This window comes from Thalassiella azotivora, from assembly GCF_054781695.1.
This window is the reverse complement of the sequence record NZ_BAAGTX010000003.1, coordinates 53,438-68,621: the sequence shown is the minus strand read 5'-3', so window position 1 is coordinate 68,621 and position 15,184 is coordinate 53,438. Positions and strand designations below refer to the sequence as shown.

Here is a 15,184-nt window from a genome sequence, read left to right as displayed (position 1 = left end):
GCCGGCTGACCCGACTGCTCCCGCTGGTGCCCGTGGAGCGGTCAGTCAGCCACTCGACGCCTCCTCCGCGGCGATCGCCGCGGCTCCGACGATGCCGGCCTGGTTGCGCAGCTGCGCGGGCACGACCGGCGTCCGCAGGTCGAGCAGCGGCAGGAAGCTGTCGTGCTTCTTGCTCACCCCGCCGCCGACCACGATGAGGTCGGGCCAGAACAGGTCCTCCACGACCCGGTAGTACCGCTGCAGCCGTGCCGCCCACTGCTGCCAGTCGAGGTCCTCGCGCTTGCGCGCGGAGTCCGCCGCCCGGGTCTCGGCGTCGTGCCCGTCGACCTCGAGGTGACCGAGCTCGGTGTTCGGCACCAGGACGCCGTCCACCAGCACGGCGCTGCCGATGCCCGTGCCCAGCGTCGTGACGACGACGACGCCGTCGACGTCACGGGCCGCCCCCCAGCGGGCCTCCGCCACCCCCGCGGCGTCGGCGTCGTTGACCACCACCACGTCGTGACCGGTCGCCTCACGCAGCAGGGCCGCGACGTCCGCGCCGATCCACGCGTCGTCCACGTTCGCGGCGGTGCGCGCCACCCCGTGCTGCACGACGGCCGGGAAGGTGACCCCCACCGGGCCGTCGCCGCAGGCCCCCACCACCTCGGCGACCACCGGGACGACGGCGTCCGGGGTCGAGGGCTGCGGGGTCGGGATCCTGGTCCGCTCCGCGGCCAGCTCGCCGCGGTCGAGGTCGACCGGTGCGCCCTTGATCCCCGACCCGCCGACGTCCACGCCGATCGCCCGGCCGGTGGGCGGGGCCACGTGCCGGTGCCCGGCGTGCCGTGCGCCCGAGTCCGCTCCTGCTGCCACGTCGTCCTCCTCGGGTCGCGGAGCACCAGACCACCGGAGGACGGGCGGTCCCGCAACCCGGGTGCCGGTGACGTGCGGCGCTCCGGCGCGGTCAGGGGAGGGTGAGCACCTCGGCTCCCGAGTCGGTGACCAGGACGGTGTGCTCGAACTGCGCGGAGACCGAGCCGTCGCGCGTGACCACCGTCCAGTCGTCGTCCCACATCTCGCACTCGTGCGAACCGAGGTTGAGCATGGGCTCGATCGTGAACGTCATCCCCGGCTCGATGACGTCGTCGTGCCTGGGGGCGGCGTCGTAGTGCGGCACGATCAGCCCCGAGTGGAAGGACGTCCCGATCCCGTGGCCGGTGAACTCGCGCACGACCCCGTACCCGAAGCGGCGCGCGTAGGACTCGATCACCCGGCCGACGACGTTGACCTCCCGGCCGGGGGCGACGGCCTTGATCGCCCGCTCCGTCGCCGTGCGGGTCCGGTCGACCAGGTCGCGGACCTCCTGGTCGACGTCGCCGACGAGGAAGGTCGCGTTGTTGTCACCGTGCACCCCGACGCCGTCGACCACCAGGTAGGCCGTGATGTCGACGTTGCAGACGTCCCCGTCCTGCAGCACCGTCGAGTCGGGGATGCCGTGGCACACCACCTCGTTGACGCTGGTGCACAACGACTTCGGGAAGCCCCGGTACCCCAGCGTTGAGGGGTATGCGCCGTGGTCGAGGAGGAACTCGTGCCCGACCCGGTCCAGCTCGTCGGTCGTCACCCCCGGGCGCACGTGGCGCCCGACCTCGGCGAGCGCCTGCGCGGCGAGCCGGCACACCACGCGCATCCGCTCGACCGTCTCGGCGTCCTTGACCTCGGACCCCGTGAAGGGTGCGGGGGCGGGGCGGTCGACGTACTCCGGCCGCGGGATCGACGCCGGGACGGCCCTCCGGGGTGAGACGGTGCCGGGCTCGAGCCGCCGGCGTGGTCGGGCGGACGGGCGGTCCGTGGTGCTGGACGACATGCTGGGAGTCTAGGCGCGGGCCGGTGGGGCCGACCCGCCGGTGAGCACCGCCGGTGGGCGCCGCCAGTGGGATTCGTGACGTGGGCGTCGTGGGACGAGGAGGGCACGTGGCACAGGAGTACTGGTTCAACGTCGAGACGCAGCAGGTCGAGGAGGGGCACCAGAGCGACTGGCGCAACCTGCTCGGCCCCTACCGCACCCGCGAGGAGGCGCAGCAGGCGCTGCAGACCGCCCGCGAGAACACCGAGCGCTGGGACGCCGAGGACCGCGCGTGGGAGGGCGACGACGACGCCTGACCGGTCACCCGTTGTGCCGCGGCCCGGTTGCTGGTCTGCTGTGGGGGTCAGGTGCGGACCCGGTCCCGCCGGACCGGATGGGTGAGCCGTAGGAGGCGCCGTGAGCAGTCCCAGCCAGTCCACCGCTGAGGAGACCACCGGGGAGCCGGTGCGGGTGACCCGCTCCGTGGGGGCTCCCGTCGAGAAGGTCTGGGAGCTGTTGATCAGCGCCCAGGGCACCGAGGACCTGCTGGGTCGCGGCGCCACCCTGGGCAACAAGGGCGAGCCGTGGCACGCCGAGGACGGGACCGAGGGCGTCGTGCGCAGCTACCACCCGATGGAGCAGCTGCGCGTGTCCTGGCACGCCGACGCCGGCGCGCCGCGCACCCTCGTCGACCTGCACCTCGTCGCCGAGGACTCGGGGACGCGGCTCGACCTGGTGCACGAGCACCTGCCCGGCGACGCCGACCGCGAGGTGCTGCGGACGCGCTGGGAGGAGGCGCTCGCCCGGCTCGAGTCCACCCTCGGGTAGGGCCTGCGGCGGCGCGGGACGACGGTCAGGTGGCGTCGAGGACGGCCATGGCGGCCGCGCGCCCCGGCACGCCGCTGACGCCACCTCCGCGGCGGGCCCCGGCACCGCACACCAGCACCCGCCGGTGAGCGGTCTCGACGCCCCAGCGCCCCACCTCGTCGTCCGTCTCGGCGAACGGCCAGGCCAGGTCGCGGTGGAAGATGTTGCCGCCCGGCAGGCCGACGTCGGACTCCAGGTCCACGGGGGAGCGGGCCTCCAGGCACGGTGTCCCGTCGGGGGCACGCAGCAGGCAGTCCTCCACCGGCTCGGCGAGGACGCTGTCCAGGGACGCCAGCGTGGCCCGCAGCGCGCGCTCGCGGGCGCCGTCGGGGTCCTCGCGGAACAGGCGGGCGGGCATGTGCAGACCGAACAGGGTCAGGGTCTGCGCGCCCCCGGCCCTCAGGTCAGGTCCCAGGATCGACGGGTCGGTCAGCGAGTGGCAGTAGATCTCGCACGGGGGCAGGTCCGGGACCCGCCCGGCCTCGGCCTGCCGGTACGCCTCCTCGAGCTGGGTCCGGGACTCGTTGACGTGGAAGGTGCCGCTGAACGCCGCCACCGGGTCGACGCCGTCCCGCAGTCGCGGCAGCCGGCTGAGCACCATGTTGACCTTCAGCTGCGCGCCCTCCGGTCCCTCGCCGTCGGGCTCCTCGCCCAGCAGGCGCGCCAGGGTCGCCGGTGCGCAGCCGGCGAGCACGTGCCCGGCGCCGACGCGGTGGGTGCCCCCGTCGGCCGTGCGCCACTCGACCTCGCCGGTCGGGTCGACCGCGGTCACCTCGGCACCGACGACGACCGTGGCACCCGCGGCGACGGCCGCGTCGTGCAGGGCGCCGGAGACCGCGCCCATCCCGCCCACCGGGACGTCCCAGTCCCCGGTCCCGTTGCCGACGACGTGGTAGAGGAAGCAGCGGTTCTGCTGCAGGGACGCGTCGTCCACGCTCGCGAAGGTCCCGATCAGCCCGTCGGTCATGACGACACCGCGCACGGCGTCGTCCGCGACCGCCGCGTCGACGCCGTGGCCCAGCGGCTCGTCGACGACGAGGCGCCAGGTCGCGTCGTCGTCGACGCGCCGCCGCAGCTCCTCCCGGGAGACCAGAGGCTCGGTGAAGGTGGGGAAGACCCGCTCGGCGAACCGGCCGAGGCGGTCGTACAGGTCGGTCCAGCCGGCCAGGTCGGCGTCGGACCCCGTCACGTCGCGGAAGGAGCGAGCCGTCGCTACGGCGTCCCCGTGGTCGACCAGCAGGCTGGTGTCGCGCCCGCCGCGGCGCACGGGCGTGTACGAGGAGTACCGCCGGCGCAGCAGGGTCAGGTCGAGGCCGAGCTCGGCGACCACCTGCCGCGGCAGCAGCGAGACGAGGTAGGAGTAGCGCGACAGCCGGGCGTCCACGCCCGCGAAGGCCCGGGCCGACACGGCGGCGCCACCCACGTGGTCGAGCCGTTCGAGCACGAGCACCGAGCGCCCGGCACGGGCCAGGTAGGCGGCGGCCGTCAGGCCGTTGTGGCCGCCGCCCACGACCACGGCGTCGTAGCGGGCGGCCGGGGGCGCGGGGGGCTGCGGCATGCCGGTCACCGTAACCGCGGCGCGCCGCGGCCCGAGGACGGACGCGCCGCGCCGGACGGGCGGGACGGCGTGGGAGGATCGCGGCGTGCTGCGCGTCGACGACACCGGCCACCCCGTCGAGGTTCCCGAGCACGTGCGCCGGGTGGTGTCGCTGGTGCCGTCGCTGACGGAGTCCGTCGCGGCCACCGACCCGGGCCTGCTGGTCGGGGCCACGGACTGGTGCACCCACCCCGGCGACCTCGACGTGCGTCGCGTGCGGGGGACCAAGAACCCGGACGTCGAGGCGGTCGTCGACCTGCGCCCCGACCTGGTGCTCGCCAACGCCGAGGAGAACCGCGAGCAGGACCTGGCCGTCCTGCGTGGCGCCGGCCTGGCCGTGTGGGTGACGGACGTGCGGACCGTCGACGGCGCCCTGGTCTCGCTCGCCCGGCTGCTCGCGGCCTGCGGTGCGGGCGCGCCGGCGTGGCTCGACGACGCCCGCCGGGTGTGGGACGCCGCCGCGGCGGGCCGGTGCGACGGTCCCGGCGGACGCCGTCGACGAGCCGTCGTGCCGATCTGGAGGCGCCCCTGGATGGCCGTCGGGCGCGACACGTTCACGGGTGACGTGCTGGCCAGGCTGGGCGTCGACAACGTGCTGGCGGGGCACCCGGAGCGCTACCCGCGGGTCGACCTGGCGGACCTGCCGGAGCACGACCTCGTGGTCCTGCCCGACGAGCCGTACGCCTTCACCGCGCAGGACGGTCCGGAGGCGTTCCCGGGGCTGCCGTGCGCGCTCGCCTCGGGTCGGCACCTGACCTGGTACGGGCCGAGCCTCGTGGACGCCGTCGACGTCCTGACCCGTCAGCTCGGCGCACCCGTGCAGCACGCCGGCTGATCCGAGCGGCCCGGGTGGCGCACGCCGTGGGTGAACAGGTCTGGACGCCGAGGCGCCGGGTGACGAGGCTGCGGGAGTGAGCGACGACCTGAGGTTCGGTGTGTCCCTGCGGGACTGGACGGACGGCGCGAGCCTGCAGGCCCTCGCGCGGTCGGCCGAGGACGCCGGGATGGACGTCGTGACGATGGCGGACCACCTCGGTGCCCCCGCACCGTTCCAGGTCCTCGCCACCGCCGCCGCCGCGACGAGGACCGTGAGGTTGCGGACCTACGTGCTCGACGCCTACTTCTGGAACCCGGCGCTGCTGGCCCGCGAGGTCGCCACCCTCGACGTCCTCAGCGGTGGCCGCGTCGAGCTCGGCGTCGGCGCCGGGCACATGAGGCACGAGCACGAGGACGCCGGGCTGGAGTTCCCGGGCATCGAGCGGCGCTGGCGGCGCACGGAGGAGCTCGTCGAGGAGGTGCGCCGTCGGCTGGCCGACGAGGGGCACTCACCGCGGCCCGAGCAGCGCCCCGTGCCGGTGATGGTCGCCGGGATGGGGGAGCGTGCCCTGCAGGTGGCGGCCCGCACCGCCGACCTGGTGGGGCTGGCCGGGCTGCTGCAGGTGCCCGGCGAGCGCGCGGGCACCTTCACCCTCGCGGACACGGCCACGACCGACGAGCGCGTCGCCCTGGTCCGCAGGGTGGCGGAGCAGCACGGCCGGGCGCCGGAGCTCGACGTGCTCCTGCAGTGGGTCGTCGTGGACGCCGACCCCGTCGAGTCGGCCGAGCGGTTGGCCGAGGACAGCGGGTTCGGCGTGGACCAGCTGCTCGACTGCCCGTTCCTGCTGCTGGCCGCCGACCCGGACGAGGCGGCCGCCGAGCTGGTGCGCCGGTCGCGACGCTGGGGGGTCCGCTCCTGGAGCACCCACGGCCGGTCGGCGCAGGGGCTGTTCGCGGTCGCCCGCGCCGCCCGGGGCTGACCGAGGGCCGAGCGGCCCGTCAGCCCGACTTGCGGCGGAAGCTGCGCTGCGGCTTGGCCGGCGAGGTGTGCGGGTGCGCCACGGTCGGGTTGTGGGCCAGCGGGTCGGCGTGCTTGCCGTTCTTGCGGTCGAGCGCCTCCCGGAAGCGCGCCCGGGCGTCCTCGGCCGGCGTCGTCGGGGTCTCCTTGGGTTCGCTCATGCCGCCATCCTGCCCCGCCGGCGGGCGACGGGGACAGGGCTTTTCGCGGTCAGTCCTCGAACCCGTGCTCCGGCGCCGGGAAGACCCCGCCGCGCACCTCGTCGGCGTACGTGCGCGCGGCGTCCAGGAGCGTGCCCCGCAGGTCCGCGTACCGCTTGACGAACCGGGGCACCCGGCCGCCGCGCAACCCGGCCATGTCCTGCCACACGAGCACCTGCGCGTCGCACCCCGCCCCGGCGCCGATGCCCACCGTGGGGATGGTCAGGTCCTGGCTGATGCGCTCGGCGACCACCGAGGGCACCATCTCCAGGACGACGGAGAACGCCCCGGCCTCCTGCAGCGCCTTGGCGTCGGCGACCAGCTCCTCCGCGGCCGTGCCCCGCCCCTGGACGCGGTAGCCGCCCAGGACGTGCTCCTTCTGCGGGGTGAAGCCGATGTGCCCCATCACGGGGATGCCCGAGTCGGTGAGCAGCCGGACGTGCTCGGCGACCTCCCGGCCGCCCTCGAGCTTCACCGCGTGCGCCCGGCCCTCCTTCATGAAGCGCACGCAGGTGCGCACCGCCTGCTGCGGGGACTCCTGGTAGGAGCCGAAGGGCAGGTCGGCGACCACGAGGGCGCGGCGCGCGGCCCGGCTGACGGCGCGGACCAGGGGCAGCAGCTCGTCGACGGTCACCGGCAGGGTGGTGTCGTAGCCGAAGACGTTGTTGCTCGCCGAGTCGCCGACGAGCAGGACGGGGATGCCGGCCTCGTCGAACACCTCCGCGGTGTACTGGTCGTACGCGGTCAGCATCGCCCACCGCTCACCGCGGTCCGTCAGCTGCTGCAGGTGGTGGACGCGCACCCGGCGCCGGGGCTCGGTGGCCGCCGGGCCGGAACCGTAGGGGGCGGGGGTCTCGCTCATCGGCGCTGCTCCTGGGGCTGGTGTCGTGGTCGTCGGCCGGCTCGGGTCAGGACTCGACCTCGCGCCACCGCGTGGTGACGGGCAGCCGGCGGTCGCGGCCGAACGCGACCCGGCTGATCTTCGTGCCGGGGGCGAACTGGCGGCGCTTCCACTCCGCGCCGTCCACGAGGGCGACGACCGTGTCGACGACCTCGGGGTCGAAGCCGTCGGCGAGGAGCTCGGAGCGTCCCTTCGCCTGCTCGACGTACGCGGCGAGCACCGGGTCCAGCACGTCGTAGGGAGGCAGGGAGTCCGAGTCCACCTGGTCCGGCCGCAGTTCGGCGGACGGCGGCTTGGAGATGCTGTTCTCCGGGATCGGCGGGGTCTCGCCGCGTCGCTGCGCCTCGGCGTTGCGCCACCGCGACAGCTCCCAGACCAGCGACTTGGCGACGTCCTTGAGCGGGGCGAACCCGCCGACGCTGTCGCCGTAGATCGTCGAGTAGCCGACGCTGAGCTCGGACTTGTTGCCGGTGGCCAGCACCAGGTGGCCCTCCACGTTGGACAGCCCCATGAGGACGACACCGCGGACGCGGGCCTGCAGGTTCTCCTCGGCGACGCCCGGCAGGTCCATCTGGCCGGTGAACGCGTCGACCATCGCGGCGATGGGCTGCACCCGGAACGACAGGCCGGTGCGGTCGGCCATCTCACGGGCGTCGTCCTGGGAGTGCTGGCTGGAGTAGCTGCTCGGCATCGCGACGCCGACGACGTTCGGCGCGCCGAGCGCGTCGACGGCGACCGCGGCGACGAGCGCGGAGTCGATCCCCCCGGACAGCCCGAGCACGACCGAGCGGAACCCGTTCTTGCGCACGTAGCCCCGCAGGCCGTGCACCAGCGCCGCGTACACCTCGCCGACGTCGTCCAGCCGGTCGGCGTGCGGGGCCGGCAGGGGCTCGTACGGCTCGCTCGGCTCCTCGTCGACGACGACGTGCTGCACACCCGCCGGCGGCGGGTCGGCGTCGACGGTCGAGCACTCCAGGTCGAGGTCGACCACCAGCAGGTCCTGCTCGAACTGGGGCGCGCGCGCCAGCACCCGGCCCTGCGGGTCCACGACGAGCGAGTCGCCGTCGAACACGAGGTCGTCCTGGCCCCCGACGAGGTTGAGGTAGGCCAGCGAGCAGCCGGCCTCCCGGGCACGCCGCTCGACCAGCGCCAGGCGGGTGTCGTCCTTGTCCCGCTCGTAGGGGGACCCGTTGAGCACGAGCAGCAGCTCGGCCCCCGCGTCGCGGGTCGCGGCGACGGGGCCGCCGTCCTGCCACAGGTCCTCGCAGATCGCCAGCGCCACGTCGACGCCCTTGACCCGGACGACGGTCAGGTCGCGACCTGGGACGAAGATGCGGAACTCGTCGAACACCCCGTAGTTCGGCAGGTGGTGCTTGGCGTAGCGGGCCACGACCCGGCCGCCGTGCAGCACGGCGGCGCAGTTCTGCGGCATCCCCTTGGGGACGCCGGTGCGGCCGTCCTCGCTGACCCCGTCGCCGTCCAGGTCGGCGTCCGCGCCCTGCGCCCGGTCGAGGTAGCCGACGACGACGGGCAGGTCGCCGTGGCCGTCGTCCGCGAGGGCGCGCGCCAGGTCGCCGACCGCGGCGCGGGACGCCTCGACGAACGACGAGCGCAGCGCCAGGTCCTCCACCGGGTACCCGGTGAGCACCATCTCGGGGAAGGCGACGAGGTGGGCGCCGGCGTCCGCGGCGCGGGCCGTCCACTCCCGGACCAGAGCGGCGTTGCCCGCCAGGTCGCCGACGGTGGGGTCCACCTGTGCCATGGCGAGTCGCAGCTGCGGCATACCGGCCACCCTAGTGACCGGTCGCACCGGCGCACGGGCGCGGCCGCGTGGCCCGGGTCACGGTCCACGGGGTGGCGGGCCCCTGCCCGCCCGGCGGCGGTCCGTAGCAGACTGCTCCGCGGCGGGACCGCGAGACGGACCGCCGGACGGTCCGGAGGCGTCCGCGCCGGACCGCTCAGCGACGAAGGGGAGCCATGGACAGGCAGCAGGAGTTCGTCCTGCGCTCGATCGAGGAGCGCGACATCCGGTTCGTCCGGCTCTGGTTCACGGACGTCCTGGGCTTCCTCAAGTCCGTGGCCATCGCCCCGGCCGAGCTCGAGGGGGCCTTCGCCGAGGGCATCGGCTTCGACGGCAGCGCCATCGAGGGGCTGGCCCGGGTGTCCGAGGCCGACATGCTGGCCAAGCCGGACCCGTCGACGTTCCAGGTGCTGCCCTGGCGCGGCGACGACCACGGCGCCCAGGGCACGGCGCGGATGTTCTGCGACATCCTCACCCCCGACGGTCGCCCCGCGTTCGCCGATCCGCGCAACGTCCTGAAGCGGACGCTGGAGAAGGCCGCCGACCGGGGCTTCACCTTCTACACGCACCCCGAGATCGAGTTCTACCTGTTCCGCGGTGACGGCCCCGACCCCGGCTCCGGCGCCGAGCCGGTCCCGGTGGACAGCGGCGGCTACTTCGACCACGTGCCGCGGGGGACGGCCCACGACTTCCGCCGGGCCGCGATCTCCATGCTCGAGGCGATGGGCATCTCGGTGGAGTTCTCCCACCACGAGGGCGGGCCGGGGCAGAACGAGATCGACCTGCGCTACGCCGACGCGCTCACGACCGCGGACAACATCATGACGTTCCGCACGGTCATCAAGGAGGTCGCGCTCGAGCAGGGCGTGTACGCCAGCTTCATGCCCAAGCCGCTGGCCGACCACCCCGGGTCGGGCATGCACACCCACATGTCGCTGTTCGAGGGCGACCGCAACGCCTTCCACGAGCCGGGCGCCCAGTACCAGCTCAGCCGCACGGCACGGCAGTTCATCGCGGGGATCCTGCACCACGGCGCGGAGATCAGCGCCGTCACGAACCAGTTCGTCAACTCCTACAAGCGGTTGTGGGGCGGCGGCGAGGCGCCGTCGTACATCTGCTGGGGCCACAACAACCGCTCCGCCCTCGTGCGGGTGCCGATGTACAAGCCGGGCAAGGGCCAGTCCAGCCGCGTCGAGCACCGGGCACTGGACGCCGCGGCCAACCCGTACCTGGCGTTCGCGGTGCTGCTCGCCGCCGGGCTGAAGGGCGTCGAGGAGGGCTACGACCTGCCCGAGGGCGCCGAGGACGACGTGTGGCTGCTCACCGACGCCGAGCGCCGCGCGCTGGGGATCCGGCCGCTGCCGACCAGCCTGGACGCGGCGATCGAGGCGATGGAGGAGTCCGAGCTGATGGCCGAGACGCTGGGCGAGCACGTGTTCGACTTCGTCCTGCGCAACAAGCGCCAGGAGTGGCACGAGTACCGCATGCAGGTGACGCCGTACGAGCTGCGGCGCTACCTGCCGGTGCTGTGACGGTCCTGGTCACCGGCGGCCGCGGGCTCGTCGGGTCGCGGCTCGTCCCGCTCCTGCGCTCGGCGGACGTACCGGTCGTGGTGGCCAGCCGCTCGGCGGACGGCGACCCGGCGCTGCAGCGCCGGCTCGACCTGCGCACCGGCGACGGCCTGGCCCGGGCGCTGGACGGCGTGCGCACCGTCGTGGCCCTGCACAGCGACCCCCGGCACCCCACCGCGGTGGACGCCGCCGGGACGGCGCGCCTGGCCGAGGCGGCGCGGGCCGCGGGAGCCGAGCACCTGGTCCTGCTCTCGATCCTCGGCTCGGACCGCGTGCCGTTCCCGCTGTACCGGGCCAAGGTCGCCGCCGAGGAGGCCGTGGCGGGCTCGGGGACGGGCTGGACGGTCCTGCGCGCCGCGCAGTTCCACGAGTTCGTCCACCGGCTGGTCACCACCGTGCGCGCGGGCTCCGTCGTCGCGGTCCCGCGCGGGTGGGCCGCGCAGCCGGTGGACCTCGGCGTCGTCGTCGACGAGCTCGCCGGGATCGTGCGGTCCGGGCCGCGGGGCCGCGTCCCCGACCTCGCCGGACCGCAGCGGCTCCCGCTCGCGGACGCCGCCCGGCTCGCCGCCGGTCGGCGCCGGACGAGGGTTCTGGCGCTGCCGGTCCCCGGACGCGCGTCGCGCGCCTTCCGCGCGGGCGGCAACCTGCCGGAGGACGGCGCCCGGCTGCGGGGTCCCTCGTTCACCGAGTGGCTGAAGGCCGGGTCCTCGTGAGCAGGTCCGCGTGAGCACGGGTCCCGGTGGCGCGCCGAGGGTCCTCGTCGTGCAGCACGAGGACCGGGTCCCGCCAGGGCGGTTCGCCGACCTCCCCGGACTGGCGCCGACGGTCCTGCGCCCCGACCGGGGTGACCCGGTGCCCGCCACGGCGGACGGGTGGGACGGGCTGGTCGTGCTCGGCGGCACCATGGCCGCCTGGGAGGACGACCGCGCACCCTGGCTGCCCGCCGTGCGGGCCCTGCTCGCCGCCGGCGTGGACGACGGCACCCCGGTGCTCGGCCTCTGCCTCGGCGCGCAGCTGCTCGCGCTGGCCACGGGTGGTCGCGTGGAGCGCGGACCCGACGGCCCCGAGCTCGGCGTCACGACCGTCCACCGGCTGGCCGGGACGGGCGCCGACGCGCTGGCGGCCGCGCTGCCCGAGACGTTCCCCGCGCCCCAGGGTCACCACGACGCGATCACCGGCCTGCCGCCGGACGCCGAGGTGCTTGCGTCCACCGACCGGTACCCGCACCAGCTGGTGCGGGTCGGGGAGCGGGCCTGGGGGGCGCAGTACCACCCGGAGGCCGACCGGCCGACCTTCGCCGACTGGATGGCCGGGGACGCCGCGGACCTCGCGGAGCAGGGTCTGACGGTCGCGGGGGTGCTGGCGGACTTCGACGCAGCGGAGGCCCACCTGGCCGACGTCGCGGCCCGGCACGCGTCGGCGTTCGCCGCCGTCGTGCACGCCCACCGGGTGCGCCGGCGCGAGGGGCGGGCGTCATGAGGGGGCTGGGCGTGACGAGGGGCTGGGCGCGATGAGAGGGCGGGCACCGCAGACCGCGACCACCCGGATGGCCCGGCTCGGTTTCGCCGACCCCCGCCGCGCCCAGCAGCTGCTCGCCGACCCCGCCCTGGCCGGTCTGGTCGACCCGTTGGAGGAGGTCTTCGACGACGGGCTGCTGCGCGCGCTGGGGGAGACGCCGGACCCCGACCTGGCCCTGCTCGGTCTGCTGCGCCTGCTGGAGTCGGTGCACCAGCAGGTGCCGGACGAGTCGCCGGCCGAACCGGGGCGCCTGCACGCCGTCCTGCTGGCCGGTGGGCCGGCGCGGGACCGGCTGCTCGCCGTCCTGGGCAGCTCGGCCGCCCTCGCCGACCACCTGAGCCGGCACCCGGAGCACTGGGTCGCGGTGGACGACGGCCTGCCGGCCACCGCCGACCAGGTCCGCGACGAGCTCCTCGCCGCGGTCGGGGCGGGGGAGGGCTCGGTCGGACCGGTCGCCCGCGAGGGCGGCGAGGCCGCGCAGAACCGCCTACGGGTGGCATACCGGCGCCGGCTCCTGGCGGTGGCCGCGCACGACCTGACGCGGCCGGACCCGCTCGTGGTGCTCGACGACGTCAGCCGGTGCCTGGCGGACCTGGCGGGTGCCGCCCTCGAGGCGGCGCTGGCGGTGGCGCGCGCCGAGCAGCCGGACGGGGGAGCCGCGTGCCGCCTCGCGGTCGTGGCGATGGGCAAGTGCGGGGGGCGCGAGCTGAACTACGTCTCCGACGTCGACGTCGTCTACGTCGCCGAGCCGGCCGACGGCCACGACGAGGAGGAGGCCACCGAGGTCGGGGCGCGCCTGGCCGCGGCGCTGGCCCGGACCTGCTCGGCCGCGACCACCGAGGGCAGCCTGTGGCCGGTGGACGCCGGGCTGCGCCCCGAGGGCAAGGACGGCCCCCTGGTGCGCACCCTCGCCAGCCACGTCGCCTACTACGAGCGCTGGGCCAAGACGTGGGAGTTCCAGGCGCTGCTCAAGGCGCGCCCGGTCGCCGGCGACCGCGACCTCGGCCGTGCCTACCTCGACGCGCTGCGCCCGATGGTGTGGACCGCGGCCGAGCGCGACCACTTCGTCGAGGACGTGCAGGCGATGCGGCGTCGGGTGGAGGCCCACGTGCCCACCCGCGAGGCCGAGCGCCAGCTCAAGCTCGGTCCCGGCGGACTGCGCGACGTCGAGTTCAGCGTCCAGCTGCTGCAGCTCGTGCACGGCCGTGCGGACGAGCGGATCCGCTCGGGCAACACGCTCACCGCGCTCGAGGCGCTGTCCGCGCACGGTTACGTGGGACGCGACGACGCGGGCCGGCTGGACACCGCGTACCGGTTCCTGCGGGTCCTGGAGCACCGCATCCAGCTCTACCGGATGCGGCGCACGCACGTCGTCCCCACCGCGGAGGAGGACCTGCGCCGGCTCGCGCGCTCCGCCCGTGCCGGGGACCGCGCCGAGCTCGAGCGACGCTGGCGGGAGACCCAGCGGACCGTGCGGCGCCTGCACGAGCGGCTGTTCTACCGGCCGCTGCTGGCGGCCGTCGCGCAGCTGTCCACCGCCGAGGTGCGGCTGTCCCCGGACGCCGCGCGCGCCCGGTTGGCCGCCCTGGGCTACCGCGACCCGGCGGGCGCGATGCGGCACCTGGGCGCTCTGACGGAGGGCGTGTCGCGGCGGGCGGCCATCCAGCGCCAGCTGCTGCCGGTCCTGCTCGGCTGGTTCGGGGACGGCGCCGACCCGGACGCCGGGCTGCTCGCGTTCCGCAAGGTGTCGGACGAGCTGGGCAGCACCCACTGGTACCTCAAGCTGCTGCGGGACTCCGGCGCGGCGGCGGAGCGGATGGCGCACGTGCTGTCCTCGAGCCGGCTGGCCGCGGACCTCATGGAGCGGGCGCCGGAGTCCGTCCGCTGGCTGGGGGACGACTCCGCGCTCGCGCCCCTGGGTCGCGAGGCCCTGCGCTCGGAGGTGCGCGCGGCGGTGCGCCGCCGCGGGGAGCCGGCGGACGCGGTGACCGCGGCCCGGGCCCTGCGCCGGCGCGAGGTGCTCCGGACCGCCGTCGCCGACCTGTCCGGGCTGCTCGACGTCGCGGAGGCCGGTGCCGCGTTGACCGACGTCACCGCGGCGACCCTCGACGGTGCCCTGGAGGCCGTGACCCGGGCGGTGCAGGAGCGCACGGGCCGGGACCTGCCGGTGCGGCTGGCGGTGATCGGCATGGGCCGCCTCGGCGGCGGCGAGCTGAGCTACGGGTCGGACGCCGACGTCCTGCTCGTGCACGAGCCGCTGGGTGACGCCGGCGAGGCGGAGGCGGCCGAGGCCGCCACCGCGGTCGTCACCGAGCTGCAGAAGCTGTTGCGCGCCACCGGGTCCGAGCCGGCGCTCGACCTGGACACGACGCTGCGACCGGAGGGCCGCAACGGCCCGGTGGTCCGGTCGCTGGCCTCCTACGCCGAGTACTACGCCCGGTGGTCCCTCGTCTGGGAGGCGCAGGCGCTGCTGCGCGCCGAGCCGGTCGCGGGGGACGAGGAGCTCGGTCGCCGGTTCGTCGAGCTCGTCGACCCGATCCGCTACCCGGACGGTGGCCTGCCGCCCGACCAGGTGCGTGAGGTGAGGCGGGTCAAGGCCCGGGTGGAGTCCGAGCGGCTGCCCCGCGGCGTGGACGCGCGGCGGCACGTCAAGCTCGGCCCGGGCGGCCTCGCGGACGTCGAGTGGACGGTGCAGCTGCTGCAGCTGCGGCACGGCGCGGAGCACGAGGCGCTGCGGACGACGTCCACGACCCGGGCGCTGCGCGCGGCGGTGACGGCGGGGCTGCTGGACGCCGAGGACGGCGAGGAGCTCCTCGCGGCGTGGACCGAGGCGTCGCGGCTGCGCAACGCCGTGGCCCTGTGGCGGGGGCGGCCGTCGGACGTGCTGCCCGCCGAGCCGCGGGACAAGGACGGCGTGGCCCGGCTGCTCGGCTACGACCCGGCCGCCGTGGCCGAGCTGGAGGAGGACCACCTGCGCCGTTCGCGGCGGGCCCGGGCCGTGGTGGAGCGCGTCTTCTACGAGTGAGCGGCGAGGAGCCGGCGCGCTCCCGGCCACTCGCCGCCGCGCGCG

14 protein-coding genes are annotated in these 15,184 nt (G+C 75.6%); 8 read left to right on the top strand and 6 right to left on the bottom strand.

The window, feature by feature from the left end:
* Positions 1 to 45 precede the first annotated feature (45 nt).
* The gene (gene ppgK / locus ACYVQV_RS03045) at positions 46 to 804 is read right to left on the bottom strand and encodes a polyphosphate--glucose phosphotransferase (RefSeq protein ID WP_461021926.1); all 759 of its coding nucleotides are present in this window, start codon (positions 802 to 804) and stop codon (positions 46 to 48) included.
* Positions 805 to 943: 139 nt separating this feature from the next.
* Positions 944 to 1,846 carry a type I methionyl aminopeptidase gene (gene map, locus ACYVQV_RS03040; protein WP_461021787.1) on the bottom strand — a complete coding sequence of 301 codons (903 nt, stop codon included), beginning with the start codon at positions 1,844 to 1,846 and terminating at the stop codon, positions 944 to 946.
* 107 nt (positions 1,847 to 1,953) lie between these two features.
* On the opposite strand from map, the gene ACYVQV_RS03035 reads away from it, so the two are divergent.
* Both ACYVQV_RS03035 and ACYVQV_RS03030 read left to right on the top strand, forming a co-directional pair.
* A complete protein-coding gene (locus tag ACYVQV_RS03035; RefSeq protein WP_461021786.1) occupies positions 1,954 to 2,142 on the top strand; it encodes an SPOR domain-containing protein in 189 nt (62 codons plus the stop codon).
* 100 nt (positions 2,143 to 2,242) lie between these two features.
* Positions 2,243 to 2,653 (top strand): SRPBCC family protein, encoded by a 411-nt coding sequence (locus ACYVQV_RS03030; protein ID WP_461021785.1) that lies wholly within the window; start codon positions 2,243 to 2,245, stop codon positions 2,651 to 2,653.
* 25 nt (positions 2,654 to 2,678) lie between these two features.
* On the opposite strand, the gene ACYVQV_RS03025 is transcribed toward ACYVQV_RS03030, so the two are convergent.
* Positions 2,679 to 4,250, bottom strand: a complete 1,572-nt coding sequence (locus ACYVQV_RS03025; protein WP_461021784.1) for a phytoene desaturase family protein — start codon at positions 4,248 to 4,250, stop codon at positions 2,679 to 2,681.
* A gap of 85 nt (positions 4,251 to 4,335) precedes the next feature.
* Between ACYVQV_RS03025 and ACYVQV_RS03020 the strand changes: the two genes are divergently transcribed.
* Both ACYVQV_RS03020 and ACYVQV_RS03015 read left to right on the top strand, forming a co-directional pair.
* Complete coding sequence (locus tag ACYVQV_RS03020) at positions 4,336 to 5,124, top strand: helical backbone metal receptor (protein ID WP_461021783.1); 789 nt, start codon at positions 4,336 to 4,338, stop codon at positions 5,122 to 5,124.
* A gap of 76 nt (positions 5,125 to 5,200) precedes the next feature.
* Complete coding sequence (locus tag ACYVQV_RS03015) at positions 5,201 to 6,085, top strand: TIGR03621 family F420-dependent LLM class oxidoreductase (protein ID WP_461021782.1); 885 nt, start codon at positions 5,201 to 5,203, stop codon at positions 6,083 to 6,085.
* Positions 6,086 to 6,104: 19 nt separating this feature from the next.
* Here the strand turns inward: ACYVQV_RS03015 and ACYVQV_RS03010 are convergent, their stop codons facing one another.
* From ACYVQV_RS03010 to ACYVQV_RS03000, 3 genes are read right to left on the bottom strand one after another with little or no spacing between them, the layout of a single operon-like run.
* Positions 6,105 to 6,284, bottom strand: coding sequence for a DUF5302 domain-containing protein (locus ACYVQV_RS03010; protein ID WP_461021781.1), 180 nt, complete (start codon positions 6,282 to 6,284; stop codon positions 6,105 to 6,107).
* Positions 6,285 to 6,333: 49 nt separating this feature from the next.
* Positions 6,334 to 7,185, bottom strand: a complete 852-nt coding sequence (gene panB / locus ACYVQV_RS03005; protein ID WP_461021780.1) for a 3-methyl-2-oxobutanoate hydroxymethyltransferase — start codon at positions 7,183 to 7,185, stop codon at positions 6,334 to 6,336.
* 46 nt (positions 7,186 to 7,231) lie between these two features.
* The gene (locus ACYVQV_RS03000) at positions 7,232 to 9,007 is read right to left on the bottom strand and encodes an NAD+ synthase (RefSeq protein ID WP_461021779.1); all 1,776 of its coding nucleotides are present in this window, start codon (positions 9,005 to 9,007) and stop codon (positions 7,232 to 7,234) included.
* A gap of 194 nt (positions 9,008 to 9,201) precedes the next feature.
* Here ACYVQV_RS03000 and glnA point away from each other — a divergent pair, with 194 nt between their 5' ends.
* Genes glnA through ACYVQV_RS02980 form a run of 4 tightly spaced genes read left to right on the top strand, consistent with a single transcriptional unit; the run spans position 9,202 to position 15,139 of the window.
* Positions 9,202 to 10,557, top strand: a complete 1,356-nt coding sequence (glnA, locus tag ACYVQV_RS02995; RefSeq protein WP_461021778.1) for a type I glutamate--ammonia ligase — start codon at positions 9,202 to 9,204, stop codon at positions 10,555 to 10,557.
* The gene (locus tag ACYVQV_RS02990) at positions 10,554 to 11,309 is read left to right on the top strand and encodes an SDR family oxidoreductase (RefSeq protein WP_461021777.1); all 756 of its coding nucleotides are present in this window, start codon (positions 10,554 to 10,556) and stop codon (positions 11,307 to 11,309) included. The genes glnA and ACYVQV_RS02990 overlap by 4 nt, the downstream gene beginning before the upstream one ends.
* A 10-nt stretch (positions 11,310 to 11,319) precedes the next feature.
* A complete protein-coding gene (locus ACYVQV_RS02985; protein ID WP_461021776.1) occupies positions 11,320 to 12,075 on the top strand; it encodes a type 1 glutamine amidotransferase in 756 nt (251 codons plus the stop codon).
* A 31-nt stretch (positions 12,076 to 12,106) separates the two neighbouring features.
* Positions 12,107 to 15,139: a bifunctional [glutamine synthetase] adenylyltransferase/[glutamine synthetase]-adenylyl-L-tyrosine phosphorylase gene (locus ACYVQV_RS02980; protein WP_461021775.1), complete on the top strand. Its 3,033-nt coding sequence runs from the start codon at positions 12,107 to 12,109 to the stop codon at positions 15,137 to 15,139.
* Positions 15,140 to 15,184: the final 45 nt, after the last annotated feature.